This is a genomic window from Hydrogenovibrio sp. JE_KL2 (genome assembly GCF_009296185.1).
Lineage (GTDB): Bacteria > Pseudomonadota > Gammaproteobacteria > Thiomicrospirales > Thiomicrospiraceae > Hydrogenovibrio.
Map to the genome: position 1 here is coordinate 849,243 of NZ_WBJR01000001.1, position 21,112 is coordinate 870,354.

The 21,112-nt window shown below is 43.4% G+C and carries 25 protein-coding genes and 1 other RNA gene; 12 read left to right on the forward strand and 14 right to left on the reverse strand.

Features of this window, described 5'->3' with window-relative positions:
* Nucleotides 1–32: 32 nt before the first annotated feature.
* A complete protein-coding gene (locus F8R13_RS04080) occupies nucleotides 33–665 on the reverse strand; it encodes an HPP family protein (protein WP_152832011.1) in 633 nt (210 codons plus the stop codon).
* 201 nt (nucleotides 666–866) lie between these two features.
* Here F8R13_RS04080 and F8R13_RS04085 point away from each other — a divergent pair, with 201 nt between their 5' ends.
* The 5 genes from F8R13_RS04085 (at nucleotide 867) to F8R13_RS04105 (ending at nucleotide 4,027) form a co-directional block, all read left to right on the forward strand.
* Complete coding sequence (locus tag F8R13_RS04085; protein WP_152832012.1) at nucleotides 867–1,469, forward strand: peroxiredoxin; 603 nt, start codon at nucleotides 867–869, stop codon at nucleotides 1,467–1,469.
* A 68-nt stretch (nucleotides 1,470–1,537) separates the two neighbouring features.
* On the forward strand, nucleotides 1,538–2,413 hold the full coding sequence (locus F8R13_RS04090; protein ID WP_152832013.1) for a polyprenyl synthetase family protein: 876 nt from the start codon (nucleotides 1,538–1,540) through the stop codon (nucleotides 2,411–2,413).
* Nucleotides 2,414–2,500: 87 nt separating this feature from the next.
* The gene (queD, locus tag F8R13_RS04095; RefSeq protein WP_152832014.1) at nucleotides 2,501–2,890 is read left to right on the forward strand and encodes a 6-carboxytetrahydropterin synthase QueD; all 390 of its coding nucleotides are present in this window, start codon (nucleotides 2,501–2,503) and stop codon (nucleotides 2,888–2,890) included.
* 23 nt (nucleotides 2,891–2,913) lie between these two features.
* Nucleotides 2,914–3,204, forward strand: coding sequence for an STAS domain-containing protein (locus F8R13_RS04100; protein ID WP_152832015.1), 291 nt, complete (start codon nucleotides 2,914–2,916; stop codon nucleotides 3,202–3,204).
* Nucleotides 3,205–3,226: 22 nt separating this feature from the next.
* Nucleotides 3,227–4,027, forward strand: coding sequence for an A24 family peptidase (locus F8R13_RS04105; RefSeq protein ID WP_152832016.1), 801 nt, complete (start codon nucleotides 3,227–3,229; stop codon nucleotides 4,025–4,027).
* A 58-nt stretch (nucleotides 4,028–4,085) separates the two neighbouring features.
* Here F8R13_RS04105 and F8R13_RS04110 read toward each other — a convergent pair whose 3' ends face one another.
* Complete coding sequence (locus F8R13_RS04110; RefSeq protein WP_152832118.1) at nucleotides 4,086–4,382, reverse strand: DUF3579 domain-containing protein; 297 nt, start codon at nucleotides 4,380–4,382, stop codon at nucleotides 4,086–4,088.
* A gap of 272 nt (nucleotides 4,383–4,654) precedes the next feature.
* Here F8R13_RS04110 and F8R13_RS04115 point away from each other — a divergent pair, with 272 nt between their 5' ends.
* The gene (locus F8R13_RS04115) at nucleotides 4,655–5,722 is read left to right on the forward strand and encodes a 3-deoxy-7-phosphoheptulonate synthase (RefSeq protein ID WP_152832017.1); all 1,068 of its coding nucleotides are present in this window, start codon (nucleotides 4,655–4,657) and stop codon (nucleotides 5,720–5,722) included.
* An 18-nt stretch (nucleotides 5,723–5,740) separates the two neighbouring features.
* Here F8R13_RS04115 and thiL read toward each other — a convergent pair whose 3' ends face one another.
* From thiL to glyA, 8 genes are all read right to left on the reverse strand, one after another.
* Nucleotides 5,741–6,724 (reverse strand): thiamine-phosphate kinase, encoded by a 984-nt coding sequence (gene thiL, locus F8R13_RS04120; protein WP_152832018.1) that lies wholly within the window; start codon nucleotides 6,722–6,724, stop codon nucleotides 5,741–5,743.
* Nucleotides 6,725–6,814: 90 nt separating this feature from the next.
* A complete protein-coding gene (gene nusB, locus F8R13_RS04125) occupies nucleotides 6,815–7,309 on the reverse strand; it encodes a transcription antitermination factor NusB (protein ID WP_152832019.1) in 495 nt (164 codons plus the stop codon).
* A 14-nt stretch (nucleotides 7,310–7,323) separates the two neighbouring features.
* A complete protein-coding gene (gene ribE / locus F8R13_RS04130) occupies nucleotides 7,324–7,785 on the reverse strand; it encodes a 6,7-dimethyl-8-ribityllumazine synthase (RefSeq protein ID WP_152832020.1) in 462 nt (153 codons plus the stop codon).
* Nucleotides 7,786–7,905: 120 nt separating this feature from the next.
* Nucleotides 7,906–9,021, reverse strand: coding sequence for a bifunctional 3,4-dihydroxy-2-butanone-4-phosphate synthase/GTP cyclohydrolase II (gene ribBA / locus F8R13_RS04135; RefSeq protein ID WP_152832021.1), 1,116 nt, complete (start codon nucleotides 9,019–9,021; stop codon nucleotides 7,906–7,908).
* A gap of 65 nt (nucleotides 9,022–9,086) precedes the next feature.
* Nucleotides 9,087–9,737: a riboflavin synthase gene (locus F8R13_RS04140; RefSeq protein WP_371414889.1), complete on the reverse strand. Its 651-nt coding sequence runs from the start codon at nucleotides 9,735–9,737 to the stop codon at nucleotides 9,087–9,089.
* A gap of 9 nt (nucleotides 9,738–9,746) precedes the next feature.
* A complete protein-coding gene (gene ribD / locus F8R13_RS04145) occupies nucleotides 9,747–10,907 on the reverse strand; it encodes a bifunctional diaminohydroxyphosphoribosylaminopyrimidine deaminase/5-amino-6-(5-phosphoribosylamino)uracil reductase RibD (RefSeq protein WP_152832022.1) in 1,161 nt (386 codons plus the stop codon).
* 14 nt (nucleotides 10,908–10,921) lie between these two features.
* Nucleotides 10,922–11,386, reverse strand: coding sequence for a transcriptional regulator NrdR (gene nrdR / locus F8R13_RS04150; protein WP_152832023.1), 465 nt, complete (start codon nucleotides 11,384–11,386; stop codon nucleotides 10,922–10,924).
* Nucleotides 11,387–11,396: 10 nt separating this feature from the next.
* Complete coding sequence (gene glyA / locus F8R13_RS04155; protein WP_152832024.1) at nucleotides 11,397–12,692, reverse strand: serine hydroxymethyltransferase; 1,296 nt, start codon at nucleotides 12,690–12,692, stop codon at nucleotides 11,397–11,399.
* A gap of 252 nt (nucleotides 12,693–12,944) precedes the next feature.
* Here glyA and ettA point away from each other — a divergent pair, with 252 nt between their 5' ends.
* Together ettA and F8R13_RS04165 are read left to right on the forward strand one after the other, a co-directional pair.
* Nucleotides 12,945–14,615 (forward strand): energy-dependent translational throttle protein EttA, encoded by a 1,671-nt coding sequence (gene ettA, locus F8R13_RS04160; protein ID WP_152832025.1) that lies wholly within the window; start codon nucleotides 12,945–12,947, stop codon nucleotides 14,613–14,615.
* Nucleotides 14,616–14,940: 325 nt separating this feature from the next.
* On the forward strand, nucleotides 14,941–15,858 hold the full coding sequence (locus tag F8R13_RS04165; RefSeq protein WP_152832026.1) for a GGDEF domain-containing protein: 918 nt from the start codon (nucleotides 14,941–14,943) through the stop codon (nucleotides 15,856–15,858).
* 91 nt (nucleotides 15,859–15,949) lie between these two features.
* Here F8R13_RS04165 and fur read toward each other — a convergent pair whose 3' ends face one another.
* Entirely contained in the window at nucleotides 15,950–16,354 is a 405-nt protein-coding gene (gene fur / locus F8R13_RS04170; RefSeq protein ID WP_152832027.1) for a ferric iron uptake transcriptional regulator, read from the reverse strand.
* A gap of 147 nt (nucleotides 16,355–16,501) precedes the next feature.
* Between fur and F8R13_RS04175 the strand changes: the two genes are divergently transcribed.
* Nucleotides 16,502–16,810, forward strand: a complete 309-nt coding sequence (locus F8R13_RS04175; protein ID WP_253806318.1) for an outer membrane protein assembly factor BamE — start codon at nucleotides 16,502–16,504, stop codon at nucleotides 16,808–16,810.
* Nucleotides 16,811–16,826: 16 nt separating this feature from the next.
* Here F8R13_RS04175 and F8R13_RS04180 read toward each other — a convergent pair whose 3' ends face one another.
* Nucleotides 16,827–17,117 carry an RnfH family protein gene (locus F8R13_RS04180; protein ID WP_371414890.1) on the reverse strand — a complete coding sequence of 97 codons (291 nt, stop codon included), beginning with the start codon at nucleotides 17,115–17,117 and terminating at the stop codon, nucleotides 16,827–16,829.
* A 36-nt stretch (nucleotides 17,118–17,153) separates the two neighbouring features.
* Nucleotides 17,154–17,582 (reverse strand): type II toxin-antitoxin system RatA family toxin, encoded by a 429-nt coding sequence (locus F8R13_RS04185; protein WP_152832029.1) that lies wholly within the window; start codon nucleotides 17,580–17,582, stop codon nucleotides 17,154–17,156.
* Nucleotides 17,583–17,617: 35 nt separating this feature from the next.
* On the opposite strand from F8R13_RS04185, the gene smpB reads away from it, so the two are divergent.
* The 3 genes from smpB (at nucleotide 17,618) to F8R13_RS04200 (ending at nucleotide 19,571) form a co-directional block, all read left to right on the forward strand.
* Entirely contained in the window at nucleotides 17,618–18,094 is a 477-nt protein-coding gene (smpB, locus tag F8R13_RS04190) for an SsrA-binding protein SmpB (protein ID WP_152832030.1), read from the forward strand.
* Between the two features lie 155 nt (nucleotides 18,095–18,249).
* Nucleotides 18,250–18,605, forward strand: a transfer-messenger RNA (tmRNA) gene (ssrA, locus tag F8R13_RS04195).
* A 177-nt stretch (nucleotides 18,606–18,782) separates the two neighbouring features.
* On the forward strand, nucleotides 18,783–19,571 hold the full coding sequence (locus F8R13_RS04200) for an EAL domain-containing protein (RefSeq protein ID WP_371414891.1): 789 nt from the start codon (nucleotides 18,783–18,785) through the stop codon (nucleotides 19,569–19,571).
* 105 nt (nucleotides 19,572–19,676) lie between these two features.
* On the opposite strand, the gene eat is transcribed toward F8R13_RS04200, so the two are convergent.
* On the reverse strand, nucleotides 19,677–21,098 hold the full coding sequence (gene eat / locus F8R13_RS04205; RefSeq protein ID WP_152832031.1) for an ethanolamine permease: 1,422 nt from the start codon (nucleotides 21,096–21,098) through the stop codon (nucleotides 19,677–19,679).
* Nucleotides 21,099–21,112 lie beyond the last annotated feature (14 nt).

Below are 21,112 nucleotides of genomic sequence, written 5' to 3' on the forward strand. Positions count from 1 at the left end.
TAAGCCGCAGAACGCAAGTTCATGCGGCTTTTTTATACATAAACTGTCAACGGCGGTTCTTCTGACAAACGTTTCACCAAGTCTGACAGCGTCACAATCCCCAACAACTTTTTGTCATCACTCAAGATAACGATACTGCCAATTTGATATTGACTCATGACCAATGCAACTTTCCTGATGTCGGTTTTACCCAGTGTGGTGATCACCTCTTTATGCATCCACTGCCCAACAGTTTCCTGACGAATTTCCTCCAACTCACCTTCTCTACCGACAATCGCTCTTTGGAGTATTTCATGGAAAGAAATCATGCCTACCAGTGTCTCCATTTCATTTACCACTGGAATATGATGAATAGCATGGTGTTGCATCATTTCCCATGCATCCATTAACGAAGCTTTCTCAGAAATGGTAAAAACCGGTGTCGACATAATTTCACCAATGTGAAAAACAGCATGACGTCCATCCCCTTCTTTTACCGATTGGTATTGGTGGATGGCTTGGTTCATTTTCTTATTCTTTTCCGCCATCTCAAGGTTGATATTGGTCTCTTCCAGTCCAGATTCTGGCACAGCTGGAACTTTAGCCGCAGGGTCAACCCTCAAATCTGGACGAACTTGCGAAGCACCAATGTAACTTTGACCTTCAGGCGAATAAACGATAAACATGCAACTTTTTCCTTAATAAGAAAAGTTCTATCACTGCTTTTAATATCGGCCAAACCCATGTTTTCTATAACCAAAACAGTCAATAGCCTGAAATTATTTAAGGTATTTCTTGACTAAAAACACGGGAAATTGAACTTTCAATATGAAATGAATTGACTATACTATTGCAGATTCAGTTTAACAACTATAAGGAAATAACTTATGTCAGTATTAGTAACAAAAGCAGCTCCAGATTTTACAGCTGCGGCCGTTTTGGCAGATGGAACCATCGTTGATGACTTTAACTTGAAAAACCACATCAAGGGTAAATACGCGATTGTTTTCTTCTACCCGCTAGACTTTACTTTTGTTTGTCCTTCAGAAATCTTGGCTTTTGATCACCGTGTCGAGACTTTCAAAGCACTAAACACTGAAGTAGTCGGTATTTCCGTTGACTCACAATTCACGCATAACGCATGGCGCAACACGCCTATCGAGCAAGGCGGTCTAGGGAAAGTTAAATTCCCATTGGTTGCCGACCTTGGTGGTTCTATCATGGAAGCTTACGGTATCGTTCACCCAGGCAACGTTGCTCTACGTGGTGCTTTCCTAGTGGATGATCAAGGTATTGTTCGTCACCAAGTTGTTAACGATCTACCATTAGGCCGTAACGTTGATGAATTGGTTCGTATGGTTGAAGCACTTCAATTCCACGAAGAATACGGTGAAGTTTGCCCAGCTGGTTGGAACAAAGGTGATTCAGGAATGAAAGACACGCCAGAAGGTGTTGCTGATTACCTGTCTAAAAACGCAGACAAGCTTTAAGCTGCTTTTCGTAGTCAAAAAGGCTGTCCTCGGACAGCCTTTTTTGTTTTCCCTATTTGGAATGATGCATGAAAAAACAACTTGCCCTCTATCAACAAAGAGTCAGTAATGCCTTAACGCATTTTCTAGCAAGCCATCAAGCGACCCCTACCGAGCTAGCTGAAGCCATTCGTTACACCACCCTAAACAACGGTAAACGCTTAAGACCCGCCCTCGTTTATGCTACCGGTGAAGCATTAGGTGTGTCTTTAGAGAAACTGGATGCTGCCGCGTGTGCTATTGAGCTCATCCATAGTTACTCTTTGGTTCATGATGATTTACCGGCCATGGACGATGATGACTTGCGCCGAGGAGAGCCAACCTGTCATATCAAATACGGCGAGGCAACCGCCATACTCGTAGGAGATGCACAACAAACCCTTGCCTTTGATTGTCTGGCGAATAACACCAACCTTTCGGACAAGCATAAAGTCCGTATGATTCAGATTCTAAGTCAAGCCTCCGGGGTAATCGGAATGATTGGTGGACAATTTATAGATATTCGTTCAGAAGGAAAACTTCCCTCTCTTTCAGCGTTGCAACAAATGCATCAAATGAAAACCGGCGCACTAATCCAAGCTGCGTTACTACTAGGAGCTTGCCAATCAGACCACTTTGACGCCCTTAGACCCAACCTGGCAGATTTTGGTGACAAAATTGGTCTGGCCTTCCAGATTCAGGATGACATTCTTGATATAGAATCCAACACCGAAACCCTTGGCAAACCGCAAGGTAGTGATGAAGACGCGGACAAAGCAACCTATCCGAAACTTATTGGCCTTGGTGCGTCGAAAAACATGCGAGACACTCTCATCTCTGAAGCAAAAGAATGTCTCACTGAAATGGATATCCAAAGCGATTTCTTAATCTCAATTGTCGACTATATTGCGGATCGAAATCACTAAAGATAACAACCGATTAAAGAGTGCTCTATAACTTGGGATATTTGCTATAATTCGCAATAATTCTTAACTAGATTAATTTGATACGAAATGGCTCAACAATTTGTTTTAAAAACATTACTCGATTTTGCATCTGCCCATAGCCTAAGAGGTTATCCGGGAGACTGTGCCAACCTGCACGGACATAACTGGAAAATTGAAGTTGAAATTGTGGGGCAAGAACTCAATGACATTGGCATGGTCATTGACTTCAAGCAAATCAAAAAACATGCGAAAGAAGTCGTCAAAGAGTTAGATCATAAATTTCTTAACGATATCGAATATTTCAAAACGGTCAATCCCACTGCGGAAAATATTGCGCAGTACCTTTTCAGACAAATTCAGCAACGGATTGAAGCGCCAAACGTGACCATGCACCAAATCACCGTTTGGGAAAACGACCGAAATTGTGTTATTTACAGTGAACCTTCAACAAGTTAACCACCAACGAGGCTGCTTACATCATGATTACACATGAATTGAAAGACCATTCACTCTGGATACACGTTATCGACAACTTCACTATCGACGATTTCAATACCTTCCAAGCTGCCCATCAAAATACTGATTGTGACCAGATTATCATAGACTTCTCGAATGCGACTCACATTGATAGTGGTGGGTTAGGCATGTTGCTACAACTACGCTCACAATTGGGCGACAAAGCAGACCAGCTGATTCTCCACTCGGCTTCAGAACATATTTTGAAGATTTTTGAAGTGGTTAACTTCGACAAACTATTCAAAATCACCTGATTTTAAAGGCATTTACTCGCCAATGGTTGAACTGTCTCCAGTAGCACAAATTTCTCTCATCACACTTTTTGGGCTACTATTGGGTAGTTTTTTGTCCATGCTGACATGGCGTCTACCTCGCATGATGGAGTGGGAAGGTGAAGCCCAACTCAAACACATTTCTTTCACTCGCTCGCATTGCCCAAACTGTAATACAACGCTGTCTTGGAAAGAACTCATCCCTGTATTCAGTTGGCTAATTAGCAAAGGTCAATGTAAACACTGTAAAACATCCATTTCCGCTCGTTACCCTCTCATCGAATTAGCGACAATGCTTTTGACCTTAATCGTGGCACTTCATTTTGGGCTTGACGCCAAAGGTTGGTTCGCACTGATCTTTACTTGGTTGCTTATCGCGATTACCGTCATTGATATGGAGCATCAGTTGATTCTAGACATCCTTAGCCTTCCGCTATTATGGCTTGGTCTCATCATCAACTCACAGTCAGTCTTCACCGACCCTATTAATGCCATATGGGGCGCAGTCATTGGTTATATGCTGCTTTGGACACTGTTTTACGCTTTCAAATTTCTAACCAAAAAAGAAGGAATGGGGTTTGGAGATTTCAAATTATTAGCGGCAATGGGCGCTTGGTTTGGCGTAGAGGCGCTGGCTCAAATCATCTTAATCGCTTCATTAAGCAGCATTTTATGGATAGTAGTGCTCAGTTTGTTCCATAGACGGAATTTACAAGAACCCGTCGCATTCGGTCCATTCTTGGCTTTAGGCGGCCTATGTACTTTATTATTGGGCAGTTCGTTTATTTTTTCTTTGATTGGGTGATACGAGATAAAAGACAATGAGCTGAGCAGCTCACTGATGAAACAGAAAACCTAGTCAGTTAGCTTCCTAGATCAGATTCCATTTCTTCACAAACTTGTGTCATTTTCAGTTTGTTGTTTTTGACGAAATCCATAACATACTCAAACATACCTGGATTTACATCTTCCAGTTGAGTATCAATAATCAAGCACTTCTGCCCTTGATATAACTCTGGATGCAAGAGTTCGGAAAAAACCAAACGATGAGATGAGCCATAAGAAGCCATCATAGAAGCAATACGATCTATCCAATCACTCGGACGGAACTTCCTTCCATCTTCGGTGTAGCCTTCAATAATGTAGCGACAATGAACCATAACTTCCAAACTAAACTTCCTGCTTCTTCACAAATAGTATGTGAAGTGCGTTAAATGTATCTATTTAAAACTTGCCGCGAATTTTAGCACACTAATTGAACTGAATAAATCAGACTTTTGTCTCATTCTGCTTAAATTCGGTGAGGTTCGAATCAAAATTATTGATTAAAATGATAAATTCAAATATTTTTAACCCCATAAAACCCTCAAATAATGGCATAATATGCCTCTTTTTTCAGACGTACCGAGACAAGTTGACGAGATATACCGAGATGAGCCATTTCCAAACAGATGACCTACGCATTAAAGCCATCACAGAAGTAAGTGCACCGGAAAAGTTGCATGAAAAATATCCTATTTCCGACCTTGCAGCTCAAACGGTTTATAACACTCGAGAAGCTATCAAAAACATCCTTCATGACAAGGATGACCGAATGTTGGTGGTCATTGGACCCTGCTCCATCCATGACACAGAAGCTGCTCGTGACTATGCAAGTCGCTTAAAGACCCTTATTGAGAAATATGCCGATGACCTGTTGATTGTCATGCGTGTCTACTTCGAAAAACCAAGAACAACCGTTGGCTGGAAAGGACTTATCAACGACCCGAACTTGGATGAATCTTTTGAAATCAACAAAGGCCTAGAGTTGGCGCGCTCTTTATTGTTAGACATCAACAGTGCAGGTGTACCAAGTGCGACTGAATTCCTAGACCTGATTTCTCCGCAGTACGTTGCGGACTTGATTTCTTGGGGCGCTATCGGTGCTCGCACCACTGAAAGTCAAGGTCACAGAGAACTTGCTTCAGGTATCTCTTGCCCTATCGGGTTTAAAAACGGTACAGACGGTGGCTTTAAAATTGCAGTAGATGCCATCCGCGCTGCGAACAACCCTCATATTTTCTTGTCTCTTACCAAACAAGGGCATTCAGCAATTTTCTCTACAGCAGGAAACCCGGATTGCCATGTCATTTTAAGAGGCGGTAACGACGGCCCCAACTACGATGCACCCCATGTTGCTGAAGCCGTTAAGGCACTTGAAGAAGCACATGTACAAACCAAGCTAATGGTTGATTGCAGTCATGCTAACAGCAACAAACAGCACAAGAACCAACTAGTGGTTGCGCAATCCATTAGAGATCAACTTACATCAGGTGAACCACACATCATGGGTGCTATGATTGAAAGTCACATTACAGAAGGCCGCCAAGACGTTGTCGAAGGACAACCTTTGACTTACGGTCAAAGCATCACCGATGCTTGTATTGGTTGGGATGACAGTATTGCAGCACTTGAACTATTGTCTGAAGGCGTAAGAAACCGCAGAAAAGTCGCTAAATAAAGCTAATGCACTTCAGCCTTAGAAGTGCTCATAGCCTTTTGTGGAAATGCTCTCGTCAAGATTGGGAGCATTTTTCCAAACAACTCCTCTCTCTGTTCTTGGCACAATGGAGCCTATACTATGAAAAGACACACCAAAATCTTCTTTTTCGATAACGCTTTCAAACCCTGCTAGCTGAGACTCGGGCAACGTAAAGCACAACTCATAGTCATCCCCACCCGTTAATGGCAACCAAGCATCATGGGTCGCTTGCAAATATTGCTTCATTGAATCCGAAAAAGGCATTGCCGCATAATCAATCTCCGCAGATACGTTTGATGCCTGCAAAATATGTTCTAAATCAGCGATGAAACCATCAGAAATATCAATTGCCGCATGGGCAATACCGCCGAGCGCCAACCCTAATTTTATCCGCGGCTCCGGTCGATAAAACTTGTCGAAAACCGTAGCAGACAGTAACGCTGCATCATATTTTTTCAGTAATGCCTGTAGTGCCAATGCGCCATCGCCAATGTTGCCGGACACATAAATCTTATCGCCAACTTGAGCGGCATCTCGCCTTAGCACCTTAGTATCATCGACCCAACCATGAGCGCTGATGGTCAACGTCAAACGATCACTTTTTGTGGTATCGCCGCCCACCAAAGGTACGCCATACTTTGATGCTAAATCCTTCAACCCTGCTGCAAAATCCATCAAAAATGACTTATCTGTACAACGCTGTGGCAAGCTCAAACAAAGCGTATAAAAAGCCGGTTCTGCGCCCATAGCAGCTAAATCACTCAAATTAACCGCCAATGCTTTCCATGCAATGTCATACCCAGAGGTTTCCAAAGGAAAGTGAACACCTTCAACCAACGTGTCCGTCACAACGACTAGTTTTTTACCTTCTGGACAACTAATAACAGCACCATCATCGCCAATGCCGATGTCTGTCGAATGGCGATGACCAATCAACCCTAATGGCTTAAAGAACTCATCAATGATTGAAAATTCTGACATAAGCCTCTCAAAGTTCGGTGTTGTTCAAGTAAATAGATAGTAGAGATATGAGGTTTCACTAAGAAATGAATTCGGTGAAACCTTATTTTGTTAATTGGATGCGTTGATCGCAGCGACCTCAAGTGAACGTACTTGTTGAGCGACCTTGTCCAAAATACCATTGATGTATTTATGACTTTCCTCGGCGCCAAAGCGTTTAGCTAACTCGACCGATTCATTCAAAACCACTTTATAGGGAATTTCCGGCTTGTATTTCAACTCATATACACCGATTCGCAAAATGATCTTCTCCACTGGGTCGATCATTGCAACTGACCGGTCTAGAAATTGACCATAAAGCTCATCAAATGCTTCTGTTTCGCTCACCACGGTGTTCACAATGTCTTGATACAAAGGAACATCAATACCCGTTAGGCGGCCTTCTTCATTGAATTCTTTGGTGATATCCGAAATTTCAGAGCGATTCAACTGCCATTGGTACAAAGCTTGAAGCGCCACTGCTCTGGATAAAGAACGGGGCGTCAGCTTTGAATCGTCTTCGGCAATTTCTTCACCTTGCCCTGGCTTAAAATTAGATATATTCATACAACTCAACGATCTTACAGTTGCTTCAAGACATTTGCAGTTTCAATCGCGGCAAGTGTACTTTCTTCACCTTTGTTTCCGGCTTTAGTACCTGCACGCTCAATGGCTTGTTCAATAGTGTCAACTGTCAATACACCAAACGATACTGGCGTACCAGTTTGTAAAGATACAACGCCAAGTCCTTTCGCACACTCGCCTGCTACGAAATCAAAGTGAGGAGTCCCGCCACGAATAACGGCGCCAAGCGCGACAATCGCATCATATTTTCCAGACTCAGCCATTTTCTTAGCAACAACAGGAATCTCAAAAGCACCTGGTACAAGAACCTGCTCAATATTATCTTCAGAACCGCCATGACGAATAATCGTGTCAACGGCACCTTTAACCAAGCTGTCTACGATAAAACTGTTAAAACGCCCGACTACCAAGCCAATTTTCAAACCCTGCGCCGTTAAATGGCCTTCAACTGTTTTCATAGTTTTTCCTTTTCTATCTTTCTTATTTTGTTTTCGCTTGAATTCAGCGCGTTTATTTTAACGTCACCCTGACGCAAAACCCTAATTTTTATAACTTTTCTGCATAGATGTTTTTTGAAATCAGTCTTTTTTATCAATATGACCGACAATTTCCAAACCAAATCCACTCAAGGCATTCATGCGCCAAGCCGATCCAATAACCTTTAGTTTGTGCAGACCCAAATCAGACAGAATCTGCGCTCCAAGCCCATAAGTCTTTGCATCATCTTCTACTTGGACTTCAGGCTGGCTAATACCTCTGTCTTTCATTTGGAACTGCTGAATTTTATCCAACAACTCGGTACCTTCTTCATGCTTTCTTAGTACCACGATGACCCCCTTACCTTCTTCTGAGACCTGTTGCATAGCAGAACGCAATGACCATTTACATTCATCTCGCTTCGCGGAGAACAAATCACACAAAGTGTCAGCCATATGCACACGAACCGGAATTGGCTCTTCCGAAGAGGTGTCTCCAAAGGTCAACGCAAAGTGTGCTCTATGATCTAGCACATCTTCATAACCAATCAGTGTGAAATCACCAAACTCGGTTGGCAAACGGCACTGAGAAACTCTTTCAATGGTCTTTTCGTTTTTAAGACGATACTCAATCAAGTCCGCAACCGTTCCGAGCTTAATACCGTGTTCCGCGGCAAATTTTTCCAAATCATCACGGCGCGACATCGTGCCGTCTTCATTCATGATTTCGACGATAGCTGATGCTGGCTCAAACCCAGCCATAGCCGCTAAGTCGCAACCCGCTTCCGTATGTCCGGCTCTTTCCAACACACCGCCAGCACGCGCCATAATCGGGAAAACATGACCCGGCGTAACAATATCACTTGGTTGAGCATCGGCTTTTACTGCTGCTTGAATGGTAGCGGCTCTATCAGCAGCAGAAATCCCGGTAGTCACCCCTTGAGCCGCTTCTATAGAAACCGTAAAGTTGGTTCCCAAAGTATCTTGATTGTTTCGAGTCATCAATGGCAAATGCAATTGCTGACAACGTTCTTTTGTCAGTGTCAAACAAATCAGTCCTCTACCGAACTTCGCCATGAAGTTAATATCATCGGCAGTGACCACACTGGCAGGCATCATTAAATCACCTTCATTCTCACGGTCTTCATCATCCATCAAGATGATCATCTTGCCTTGCTTGTAATCTTCGATAATTTCTTCAATTGTATTTAATTGCATCTGCTTTACTCTATTTGAGTTTGTCTTATATTTCTCTTGGGTGACCTGCTGTTGATCTAACCTATTCAGAGAAAACCGTTTTCGGCCAACAGTTCTTTAGTGACTCGATTGCCTTTCGGCTCTTGCGGCGCGGTCATCATTCTTTCCAAGTAACGCGCCAATAGGTCTACTTCAAGGTTGACCTTGGAACCAATTTGTAAATCTTTGATGGTGGTTTCTTGGCGAGTATGCGGCACGATATTGATATCAAAATTCGTTCCCTCGACCTTATTGACGGTCAAGCTGATTCCGTTCAAACAAATCGATCCTTTCGCTGCAATATATTTTGACAATGCCAGAGGAGCTTGAATTTGATAACGCCATGAACGCGCATCCTGCTCAATAGACAGAACCTCACCCACTCCATCAACATGACCGCTGACTAGGTGTCCACCTAAACGATCTTGTAAACGTAATGCTTTTTCTAAATTAACCGGAGAACCAACGGATAAGTCGCCTAGTGTGGTGACACTTAAGCTCTCAGCGGATACATCGGCAACATAATATCTGGCGCCCAATTCAACAGCTGTGAGGCAAACTCCGTTACAGGCGATACTGTCTCCGATTTTGACATCAGCCATATCCAGCCTTCCGGTATCAATAGTGAAGCGCGCATCACCATTCACCTGTTCGATTTTTGAAAGTGAACCTACGGACTCGATAATACCTGTAAACACACTTTTCTCCTATTTTGACGAGGTTGACTTCGACGGACTGAGCACCAAGTGCAAATCTTCACCAACTTGCTGAACAGTATCAAATTGGTACTGAATTTTATCCGACATAGATTGGATACTTGGCAATGCAAACATCGGTTTAGCACTATCTCCCATTAATGAAGGAGCCACAAACGCATGAATTTCATTCACAAAACCTGACTCGATGAATGCGCCCGCGACAATAGCGCCGGCTTCAACCATCACGTCACAAACCCGTTCCTCTTCATATAGATATTGCAGTACAGATTCAATATCAAGCCTGTCTTCTTCTGCGGCTACCGCAACGACTTCCCCCCCAACCTGGTAGATTTTCTCTATCAAATCAGGGTTACGCTCTGCCGTTATCTTTGAAGTCATCAACAAGGTTCTGCCTGGAAGCGACAGCATCTTCGCATCCAGCGGCATACTCAAATTAGCATCTAAAACAACGCGTATCGGGTTTGCACTCGACTCATCAAGATTCATTAAGGCCAACACATCTGAATCTAAACGAACGTTCAAACTCGGGTTATCCGCCAGGACTGTGCCGATCCCCGTTACCACGGCGCCATGCATAGCTCGCATCTTATGGACTTCGATTCTGGCTTCAGCACCGGTAATCCATTGACTTTTACCATCACTCATCGCAGTCCGTCCGTCAAGGCTACTGGCTATTTTCAAACGTACAAAAGGACGGTTATTTGTCATGGAAAAGATAAACCCTTTATTTAAACTTTCTGCATCGGCTTGCATCAGCCCCACATCGACTGCTATGCCTGCGGCTTGTAAACGCTTAATCCCTCTACCACTCACTTGGGGATTTGGGTCTTGCATGGCCACCACCACTCTCGCAACCTTTGCATCGACCAAAGCATCAGCACAAGGCGGCGTTTTGCCGAAATGCGAGCAAGGCTCTAACGTCACGTAAACTGTTGCGTCCTCAACCGATAATGATACGGCTTTTGCATTGGCTAAAGCCACGCGTTCTGCATGGGGTTCGCCAGCTTTTTGATGCCAACCTGTTGAAATAATACGACCATCTTTGGTGATCACACAACCCACCGATGGGTTTGGTTTTGTGGAATAAAGTCCTTGCTTCGCCAAGTCGATAGCCTGACGCATCATTTTTTGGTCAAAGTCAGAGAACATTAATCACTCACACATTACTGAGAAGTTGTCGCTTTAACCAGTTTTTCGATTTCTTCTCTAAATGCATTCACATCTTGGAAAGAACGATAAACCGAAGCAAATCTGACATAAGCGACTTGATCAATTTCCTTCAAGGCTTCCATCACCAACTCACCGATTTGCGACGAAGGCACTTCCTTGAGCCCATCCGCCATCAGTTGTTTGGTGATTTTATGAATCACTTGATCGATTGCATCACTTTCAACCGGACGTTTCTCAAGCGCTTTGATCAAGCCCCCTCGAATTTTGTTCTCGTAAAACCTTTCACGGTTCCCGTCCGACTTAATCACTCTAGGCAACGTCAGTTCTGCCGTCTCATAAGTGGTGAAACGTTCCATGCACTGAATACATTCGCGACGGCGACGCACCTGCGCGCCATCTGTCGCCAAACGAGAGTCAATAACTTTAGTATCAGGTGCGTTACAAAACGGACATTGCATAAATCAGCACTTACATTTGCATAAAGTCAGTGGCATTTGTATAAACAGGACGTTCAGCACAAAGCGTTTCAACTTTTTGACGCACTTGCTCAACAACCTCTTCATCCCAAGCACCGTCGTCTTGGTTACAAGAGTCGATCACGTCACACATCCAGTTAGCCAGATTAATTGAATCTTCAACCGTGAAGCCACGCGTTGTAGATGCCGCCGTACCAATACGAATACCGCTTGTTACAAATGGTGACATAGGATCATTCGGCACTGAGTTTTTGTTAACGGTGATGTGCGCTGCATCCAATGCTGCGTCAACCAACTTACCCGTCAAACCTTGTTGGATGAAGCTCACCAAGAACAAGTGGTTTTCAGTTCCTTTAGAGACAACGTCATAACCACGATCCATGAATACTTTTGCCATGGCTTTCGCGTTTGCTTTAACGTTTTGGATATACGTTTTGAATTCAGGCTCCATGGCTTCTTTGAACGCAACCGCTTTTGCTGCGATAACGTGCATCAAAGGACCACCTTGCGCACCAGGGAAGATAGCAGAGTTCAATTTCTTCTCAATCTCAGGGTTGGCTTTAGCCAAAATCAAACCTGAACGAGGCCCACGAAGTGTTTTATGCGTTGTGGTCGTGGTCACGTCAGCGATTTGTACTGGGTTTGGATATTCACCTACCGCAACCAAACCAGCCACGTGAGCCATATCAACCATCAAATAAGCACCTACCATATCAGCGATATCTCTGAAACGTTGCCAATCAACCACTTGAGAATAAGCTGAGAAACCGGCAATGATCATTTTTGGCTTGTGCTCTTTTGCCAAACGTTCAACTTCTTCATAGTCAATTTCACCGGTTTCAGGGTTCAAACCATACTGAACGGCGTTATAGATTTTCCCTGAAAAGCTTACGTGTGAACCGTGAGTCAAATGCCCACCGTGCGCCAGGCTCATCCCTAGAACCGTATCGCCCGGTTCCAAAAGTGCCATATAAACCGGTGCATTCGCTTGTGAACCTGAGTGAGGTTGAACGTTTGCATAGTCCGCACCAAACAATTCTTTGGCTCTATCAATAGCGAGTTGCTCAACAACATCAACGAACTCACAACCACCGTAGTAGCGCTTTCCTGGGTAACCTTCAGCATATTTGTTCGTCAAAACACTGCCTTGAGCTTCCATGACTCTTGGGCTGGTGTAGTTTTCTGATGCGATCAACTCGATATGATCTTCCTGACGTTGCGCTTCTGATTTGATTGCATCCGCCAATACATCGTCGTAACCTGCAATCGTCATTGACTTATCAAACATGCTGTTTTCTCCACACTGAATTAACTTTTAAAAATAAAGAGGAATTCTACCAATTATCAACGCTTGAAACTACTTTTCTGTATGGGTAATTCACAAGAAAATAAAACCAATTTCCTATTCTTTGGCATTTGCTTCTATAATTCAGCGTAAATAAAAATAATAAGTTCTCTTTAACTTTATTAAATAGAGGATTTTCGGTACAGTTATCGATTATTTTTGTACGTAAAACAAACAGTCAGTAAGAGTTAAGCAATGGCACAATTTGTCTATACCATGAACCGAGTCGGGAAAGTGGTTCCCCCTTCAAGATACATTCTGAAAGATATTTCCCTTTCGTTTTTCCCTGGCGCCAAAATCGGTGTTTTAGGTCTTAACGGTGCAGGTAAATCGACCCTTTTGAGAATCATGGCGGGTATCGATACCGATATCGTTGGTGAGGCAAGACCCCAACCTGGCATAAAAGTGGGCTATTTACCTCAAGAGCCGCAACTTGACCCGACCAAAGATGTTCGCGGCAATGTTGAAGAAGCCGTCAAGGACGTTAAAGAGGCCTTTGCGCAATTGGATCAAATTTACGCTGCCTACGCTGAACCGGATGCAGACTTCGATGCTTTGGCAAAAAAACAAGCGGAAATCGAAGACTTGATTCAAGCAATGGACGGTCACAATCTTGAGCGTCGTCTTGAAATTGCCGCGGACGCTCTACGCCTGCCCCCTTGGGATGCGGATGTTACCAAACTATCCGGTGGTGAGCGCCGTCGCGTCGCACTATGCAAGTTGTTGCTTGAAAAACCAGACATGCTATTGCTGGACGAACCAACCAACCACTTGGATGCAGAGTCCATCGCCTGGCTTGAACGCTTTCTACTGGAATTCAGCGGAACAGTGGTTGCCATTACGCATGACCGTTACTTCCTTGACAACGCTGCGGAATGGATTCTAGAACTTGACCGTGGACAAGGGATTCCTTACCAAGGTAACTACTCTTCTTGGCTGGAACAAAAAGAAAAACGTCTTGAAATTGAAGCCAAGCAAGAAGCGGCTCGCATGAAAACCATCCAAAACGAATTGGAATGGGTTCGTTCCAATGCCAAAGGACGTCATGCCAAGTCCAAAGCGCGTCTTGCACGCTTTGACGAATTAAGCAGCCAAGAATCTCAAAAACGAAATGAAACCAAAGAAATCTTCATCCCGGTTGCAGAACGCTTGGGCGAAAAAGTCATTGAAGTGAAAAACCTGACCAAAGGGTTTGGTGACAGACTCTTGATTGATGACCTCACCTTCAACCTGCCACAAGGGGGCATTGTCGGAATCATCGGCCCTAACGGTGCCGGTAAATCCACATTATTCCGCATGCTAACGAGGCAAGAACAACCGGATTCAGGTGAAATCAACTTCGGTGAAACGGTTCAACTATCTTATGTGGATCAAAGTCGTGATGCACTGGATGACAGCAAAACCGTTTATGAGGAAATCTCTCAAGGCGATGAAATTTTTACCGTCGGTAACATTGAAATCAACGCCCGTGCTTATGTTGGACGTTTCAACTTTAAAGGAACCGATCAACAAAAACGCATCGGTGAATTGTCGGGTGGTGAGCGTAACCGCGTGCACTTAGCGAAAACCTTAAGAAGTGGTGGTAACCTATTACTGCTTGATGAACCAACCAACGACTTAGATGTTGAAACTCTACGAGCACTGGAAGAAGCGCTTCTGGACTTTGCCGGTTGCGCCGTGGTGATTTCGCATGACCGTTGGTTCCTAGACCGTATTGCTACCCATATGCTAGCATTTGAAGGCGATTCACACGTAGAATGGTTTGAAGGTAACTTCTCCGACTACGAAGAAGACTTAAAACGTCGAAAAGGTGCTGATGCGGCTCAACCGCATCGTATAAAATATAAGCCTATTTCGAAAGACTGATAACGATAACTTAGGGAACCTTTGATTAAATCAAATTGAGATTCTGCGGGACTTAAAGTCAACTTATTCTAGGCATGGCTCGCCGACCTTAGTCACTCTAAGGTCAAGAGCTACAACAACGAAAAAGTGGACTTTAAGCCGCGCCCGGAGGGGCTTAGCTAAATTTGCCATCTCTACGTTGTGAAGTTTTGCCAGGTCTAGACATGACTGCAACTTCACGCCTTGACCTGGAAAATTTAGCGTTGCCAGAATCCAATCTGATTTAATCAGAGGTTCCTTAGCATTGTGATTTTTACTTTCTGACCTCATTTTTAAGGAAAAAGATATGTCTGAACAATTTGATCGAATTCATTCGCACATTGAAGCCATTGCCAATGCTATGCCTGACCCCATTTTTGTCATGGGACAAGACGGCACCTATTTGGATGTCATCGGTGGAAGCGACAGATCGCTCTATGCAGACGGTCATCCTTTAATCGGCAAAAAATATCATGATGTTCTACCTGAAAAAATGGCTGACCGTTTTTTAAAGATCGTTAGAAAATCGATTGCCAGCAATACGTTACAAGAAATCGAGTATCAATTGGCAGATGAAGAAGTCAACGGCATCGAATCAGAGCGTGCCAACGAAGGACAATGGTACGAAGCTCGAGTTTATCCTCTAAACTCCGATGTTTACGATCAACCTGCCGTTATCTGGCTTGCTATCAACATCACCAGTCGCAAGCATATGGAAGAGCAAATCGAGCATTTGTCTTCCAACGATCCACTAACAGAACTGTACAACCGTGACTACTTCTTAGGAATTGTCGACGAAGAAGTCAACAAAGCACGCTTGAACAATCGCCCACTTTCGATGTCGAAAATCAATTTAGACTGCTTCAAACGCATTACCGATGCTTTCGGGCATGAAATGGGGGATAAAGCGATTTTGATGGCCGCGCACGCCATTAAAAATGTCGTGGGAGACTTAGGGTATATCGGTCGCCTAAGCTGCGATCAGTTTATGTTTGTGCTACCGGACGTTAAGTCTGTTGATGCCTTCCGCATTACCAAGCTGGCACAAGAAACGATTTCGGCTCAAAGAATCAAACTGGATGATGGTGAAACCACATGCCTGACCAGTCATGCGGGTGTCACTGAAATGCGCCTCGAAACAGAAAGCAGTCAAGACCTGTTCAAACGCGTCAACAAGGCCATTAAAGCACTTGAAGGTACACGAGAAATCACCAAAGTGATGTAACCTTCCAGCTTTTCATAAGCACCAACAAAAAAGCCCCGCTCTGTCTACACAAAGCGGGGCTTTTTTGTTGAAACTTAAAAACTTGAGTCTATTAGTCTTTTAAAGTTCCATAAATTACCAAAGAGTGGCTAGCCAATTCATAACCTTTTTCTTTCGCAATTTCTTGAATACGCTCTTCAATAACTGGGTCAACAAACTCTTTAACTCTGCCGCTTTTGATACATACCAAGTGGTCATGGTTATCGCCAGTGTCCAATTCAAATACTGAAATATTATTCTCAAAGTTCAAACGTCGAACAATGCCAGCTTGCTCAAATTGCGTCAACACACGGTAAACCGTTGCCAAACCAACTTCTTCGCCCTGCTCAATCAATATTTTGTACACGTCTTCTGCAGTTAAGTGGTGTTCTTCACTTTGCGTCTCTAAAATTTCTAGTACCTTCAAGCGAGGAAGCGTTACTTTTAACCCAACTTTTTTTAACTCTGCACTACTCATAAGACGAATCTACCCTAATCATATTTAATTCACTTATTAAAGCGGTATAATAAACCAAATTTACTTCTAAGATAACCAAAGATGCGAACCATTTGCAAAAAAAGCCCTTTTAAATCCCTACTGCGCTCATTAGTGCTAGCCTCTGTGATGACAACCCTATTAAGCGGGTGCTCATTTTTCAAGCCCTATAAAGCCGCAATTACCCAAGGCACAATCATCAACCAAGAAGCCGTCAGTTTACTGCAACCTGGCTTAACGATGGGACAAGTCCAGCAATTACTTGGACCACCACTTGGGCAAGATCCTTATAATCCAAGGCATTGGGAATATGTTTTTTATACCACCGACAAATCATTCCATCCTGATGCGATAAGACACCTCATCGTCAATTTCGACCACGATGCCTATTTAGAAAATTGGAAAATCGTCAAAAAATCTAAAAAAGATCAAGGTTAATTTTCAAACCTTTTCTTCAAGAGCGAGTCTTTGACTCGCTTCTTTCCTCTTGCACTTTCTGCCTACGTCTATCTCTAGGATCGGCTTTGAGCGGACGGTAAACCTCAATTCGGTCACCATCTTTCAGCACTGTATCCAACGTCACCAACTGTGCAAAAATCCCAACCTTATCAAAAGATAAATCTGGAACTTCTTTCAATAACTTAGATTGCTTTAACGCTTGCTCAACCGTAGTGCCCTCTTCAACCTCTTGCTCAAAAAGGTACTGTTTATCCGGCAATGCGTAAGCGACTTCAATTTTCATCATTTTAATCCGTAACTCTGTTGTTAGCCGTAAACCTGCTTAGCACGCTTGCTTAGCACGCTCGCAAAACGATTGCACCATGGTTGAAGCAATTTGCTCAAAGACCGCTCCAAGCGCAGCCTTAAGCAAAGGATGGCTTACTTCAAATACCAATTCAAAAGAAATCTTACAGGCTCGCTCATCCAAAACCTTGAACTCCCATTTTCCGGTTAAGTGGCTGAATGGACCTTCGACAAGCTGCATCTTGATAAACTCACCGGGAGCCAGCTCATTTCTGGTAACGAAAGTTTGTTTTAGACCGGCCTTGGCGATGGTCACGCTGGCAAGCATGGAAGTTTCAGTAGACTCCAAGACCTCCGCCCCACCACACCAAGGAAGAAACTCTGGATAGGAAGCAACGTCATTGACGATATTGTAGACCTCTAAAGCGGCATACGGCAGTAATGCCGATCGAGTAATTTTTTTCATTTTTGAAGAACGAGATTCGCTATAATTCGCAGATTATGGCAAAAAAGCAGAAGCAAAACAATTCCAACTCCATCACCGTCAACAAAAAGGCGCGTTTTGAGTACTTTATTGAAGAAGAGTATGAAGCCGGTTTGGCACTGGAAGGTTGGGAAGTCAAAAGTTTGAGACAAGGTAAAGTCCAAATTAACGAAAGCTATATTCTACTAAAGAATAACGAGGCTTGGTTGTTTGGTGCATTAATTACACCACTTATCACCGCTTCTACTCACAACACCGCAGATCCACTTCGCTTGCGAAAGCTGTTAATGCACCGCAGAGAGTTAGACCGATTGATGGGACTTATCGACCAAAAAGGTTACACGCTCATTCCTCTAAACCTACATTGGTCCAAAGGGAAAATAAAAATTTCTATCGGACTGGCAAAAGGTAAGAAGCTTCACGACAAGCGTGCCACGGAAAAAGAACGCGACTGGAATAGAGAAAAACAACGCCTCTTGAAAGTTAGCATTTAATCCCTATATATTCTTCTGAAAGAAACTTAAACTCAAAAGCACTTACATCTACAGCCTAAGTGCTATAATAACGACAAATTTTAAACGCTTCTGTTTGGTTCGGTTAACACCCCAACCTGGCAGATTTTCACGGCGATTTAAGTGATACCGAATTCGGGGATGCACTGGTTTCGACGGGGAGTACGAAGTTTAAAATGCATGCCGTGCCTGAATGATGCACGTTAATCTTAGTTCAATTTGTTATAGTTGCAAACGACGATAACTACGCTCTAGCGGCTTAATCCCGCTAGTGCAGCCTAGGCCAGTTGTTCGTGGCCCCTAGTGCTGTATCGACTTACACGGAACCGCTGTTGATATGTGTTTGGATATTAACAGTTAAACTTTACAAACTCGCTTGACGTGATCCCTGCTGGTCGGGCAGCGTTCAGGTTAAATTAGTAGACCAAATAAGCATGTAGAGTTTTAGATGGAGGCTTTACGGACGGCGGTTCGACTCCGCCCATCTCCACCAATCAACAAACTGGGTAACCAGTATTTAATTTAGAAAGCCCTTTACTGGGCTTTTTCTTTTTACACGCCATTGGCCCTTTCATGGTGAAGCCGTAACCTATTAAATACTCACAAGCTGAGTTAATATAATAAACAAAGCTCCGGCCATTTACATATCACCAAATAAAAGGATGCTATAGTGGCAACCAAGTTTAGCATTGAAGAAATCAAGTCCGGCTGCAAAAGCTGTGAATCTCAACTCAATTTTGACTTTACTTTTGCTTACCAACCTATTGTAGACATACAGAATAAAACGATTTTTGGTTATGAAGCTTTAGTAAGAGATCCTGTCACGAGAACTGCAAAAACAGTCTTGGATAAGGTTAACGACCATAATCGTTATGCCTTTGACCAAGCATGCCGAAAAAAAGCCATCGGGATCGCAAGACAACTAAACCTTAATAAGATATTAAGCATTAACTTTTTACCGAACGCCGTCTACGAGCCTGAACACTGTATCAAAAGCACTCTAAGAGCTGCAAAGGCGGCAAACTTTCCAATCAATCAAATCATGTTTGAAATCACTGAATCCGAAGAAATATATGACAAATCGCACCTAAAAAAAATATTTCAATACTACGAATCACAAGGCTTCATCACTGCGCTTGATGATTTTGGTGCCGGTTTTGCCGGATTGAACATGCTCTCTGCCTTTATCCCTAAAGTTCTAAAAATAGATATGGAACTGGTCTCTAACATTGATCAAAACGAAACTAAAAAAATCATCGTGACATCTTTGATAGATATGTGCCAAAAGCTAGGAATAACAGTGCTGGCAGAAGGCATTGAAAGAAAAGAAGAAGCTGTTTTTTTTGTAAAAAATGGCGTTTATCTACTTCAGGGCTACTTTTTCGCAAAGCCAGAAGTAGAGTGTCTGCCAGAAGTAGAGTTATCCATAATTGACTCTTTATACGAATCGTCTAAATAATCTCAAACTGCTGCTAACAAAACAAAAAAGGCCTTATAAAAGGCCAATACTAGTAGTAAAAAGCCCTGCCGAAACAGGGCTAGGTATGAAATTTAAGAATAGAAGTTAAGCAACCTCTGCATATTCTCCCAACTCATCCTGAGCTTTAGAAAGCATATCGAACTCTTCTTCGGCAGATTTCGCTACCAAGTGATTTTTGCTATAGGCAAAGTAGTAAATTGCGCCTAGAACGAACAACAACATGGTGTAGTTGAACGCACGTGGATCAAATGCATAGACTCCTGTCAAAGCTACCAAAGACAGCACTAGCGCAATACCAGAAGTAAATACACCACCTGGCGTTTTATAGGGTCTCTCCAAATCAGGTTGTTTGATGCGAAGCATGATATGACTCAATGCCATCAATGCATACGAGACTGTTGCTCCAACAACCGCCATTGCCAACATCAAATCCCCTTCTCCACTTAATGAGGCGATAAAGCCAAGTACACCAGGAACAATCAATGCTCTTGATGGAATTTTACGATCGTTGGTGATAGACAGTGATTTCGGTAAATAACCTGCACGAGACAATGCAAATACCAAACGGCTATAACCGTAAATAATTGAGAAGAAAGATGCGATCAACCCGACCAGAGCCAACACATTTACCATGGTTGCCAAGCTTGCATTACCATGTGCATTCAACGCATCAACTAAAGGCACACCACTTTCACTAATCATTTTTGCACCGGAAGCACCCGCCAACAAAAAGACAACCAAAACAGCGGTAACCAACAAGAACAACATCGCCGCGATAATGCCTTTTGGCACATCTTTTTCAGGTTCTTTTGCTTCTTCTGCTGCTAGAGGCACCCCTTCAATGGCTAGGAACAGCCACATTGCAAAAGGCAAAGCAGCCCAGATACCGTACCATCCCATCGGCATAAAGCTGTTGGCACCCAAAGCACCTTCCTTGACAGGAATGTCAAACAGGTTGTTAACGTCAAAGCCACTGATTAAAGCAACACCCGTCGCAATGATAGCTAAAGCCGCAAGCGCACTAATGACCATCATGATTTTTAAGGCTTCGCCAACCCCCATCAAATGGATACCAACAAACACCAGATAGAAGAGTGCATAGACCCAAATGCCATCAAAGCCTATAAGTGCTTGAACCGCTGAGCCTATGAATATGACGATTGCCGCGGGGGCTAATGCATACTCAATGAGCACCGCAAGCCCTGTGAGATAACCACCGGTTGTCCCCATCGCCTGACGCGCAAAGCTATACCCACCACCAGCAGTTGGGATTGCCGCAGACATTTCCGCCAAAGACAGTACCAACGTGAAATACATGATTGCCATCAATACCGCAGCGATTGCAAAACCACCCCATCCAGCTTGTGCCAGCCCGAAGTTCCAACCGGCGAAATCACCGGAAATAACATAGGAAACCCCCAAACCAGCTAACAAAAACCAGCCTGCTGTTCCTCTTTTTAACTGTCTCTTAGCGAGATAGTCCTGATCAGTTTGAGACGCACTCATAACTTTCCTCCAAA

Coding starts and splice junctions, on each gene's coding strand:
- F8R13_RS04165 (WP_152832026.1), top strand. CDS start 14,941: ATGTCTGAACAATTTGATCGAATTCATTCGCACATTGAAGCCATTGCC.
- thiL (WP_152832018.1), bottom strand. CDS start 6,724: ATGTCAGAATTTTCAATCATTGATGAGTTCTTTAAGCCATTAGGGTTG.
- eat (WP_152832031.1), bottom strand. CDS start 21,098: ATGAGTGCGTCTCAAACTGATCAGGACTATCTCGCTAAGAGACAGTTA.
- nusB (WP_152832019.1), bottom strand. CDS start 7,309: ATGAATATATCTAATTTTAAGCCAGGGCAAGGTGAAGAAATTGCCGAA.
- ettA (WP_152832025.1), top strand. CDS start 12,945: ATGGCACAATTTGTCTATACCATGAACCGAGTCGGGAAAGTGGTTCCC.
- ribBA (WP_152832021.1), bottom strand. CDS start 9,021: ATGCAATTAAATACAATTGAAGAAATTATCGAAGATTACAAGCAAGGC.
- F8R13_RS04185 (WP_152832029.1), bottom strand. CDS start 17,582: ATGAAAAAAATTACTCGATCGGCATTACTGCCGTATGCCGCTTTAGAG.
- ribD (WP_152832022.1), bottom strand. CDS start 10,907: ATGTTCTCTGACTTTGACCAAAAAATGATGCGTCAGGCTATCGACTTG.
- F8R13_RS04175 (WP_253806318.1), top strand. CDS start 16,502: ATGACAACCCTATTAAGCGGGTGCTCATTTTTCAAGCCCTATAAAGCC.
- queD (WP_152832014.1), top strand. CDS start 2,501: ATGGCTCAACAATTTGTTTTAAAAACATTACTCGATTTTGCATCTGCC.
- F8R13_RS04085 (WP_152832012.1), top strand. CDS start 867: ATGTCAGTATTAGTAACAAAAGCAGCTCCAGATTTTACAGCTGCGGCC.
- ribE (WP_152832020.1), bottom strand. CDS start 7,785: ATGAAAACAGTTGAAGGCCATTTAACGGCGCAGGGTTTGAAAATTGGC.
- nrdR (WP_152832023.1), bottom strand. CDS start 11,386: ATGCAATGTCCGTTTTGTAACGCACCTGATACTAAAGTTATTGACTCT.
- F8R13_RS04115 (WP_152832017.1), top strand. CDS start 4,655: ATGAGCCATTTCCAAACAGATGACCTACGCATTAAAGCCATCACAGAA.
- glyA (WP_152832024.1), bottom strand. CDS start 12,692: ATGTTTGATAAGTCAATGACGATTGCAGGTTACGACGATGTATTGGCG.
- smpB (WP_152832030.1), top strand. CDS start 17,618: ATGGCAAAAAAGCAGAAGCAAAACAATTCCAACTCCATCACCGTCAAC.
- F8R13_RS04090 (WP_152832013.1), top strand. CDS start 1,538: ATGAAAAAACAACTTGCCCTCTATCAACAAAGAGTCAGTAATGCCTTA.
- F8R13_RS04105 (WP_152832016.1), top strand. CDS start 3,227: ATGGTTGAACTGTCTCCAGTAGCACAAATTTCTCTCATCACACTTTTT.
- F8R13_RS04100 (WP_152832015.1), top strand. CDS start 2,914: ATGATTACACATGAATTGAAAGACCATTCACTCTGGATACACGTTATC.
- F8R13_RS04180 (WP_371414890.1), bottom strand. CDS start 17,117: ATGATGAAAATTGAAGTCGCTTACGCATTGCCGGATAAACAGTACCTT.
- F8R13_RS04080 (WP_152832011.1), bottom strand. CDS start 665: ATGTTTATCGTTTATTCGCCTGAAGGTCAAAGTTACATTGGTGCTTCG.
- F8R13_RS04110 (WP_152832118.1), bottom strand. CDS start 4,382: ATGGTTCATTGTCGCTACATTATTGAAGGCTACACCGAAGATGGAAGG.
- fur (WP_152832027.1), bottom strand. CDS start 16,354: ATGAGTAGTGCAGAGTTAAAAAAAGTTGGGTTAAAAGTAACGCTTCCT.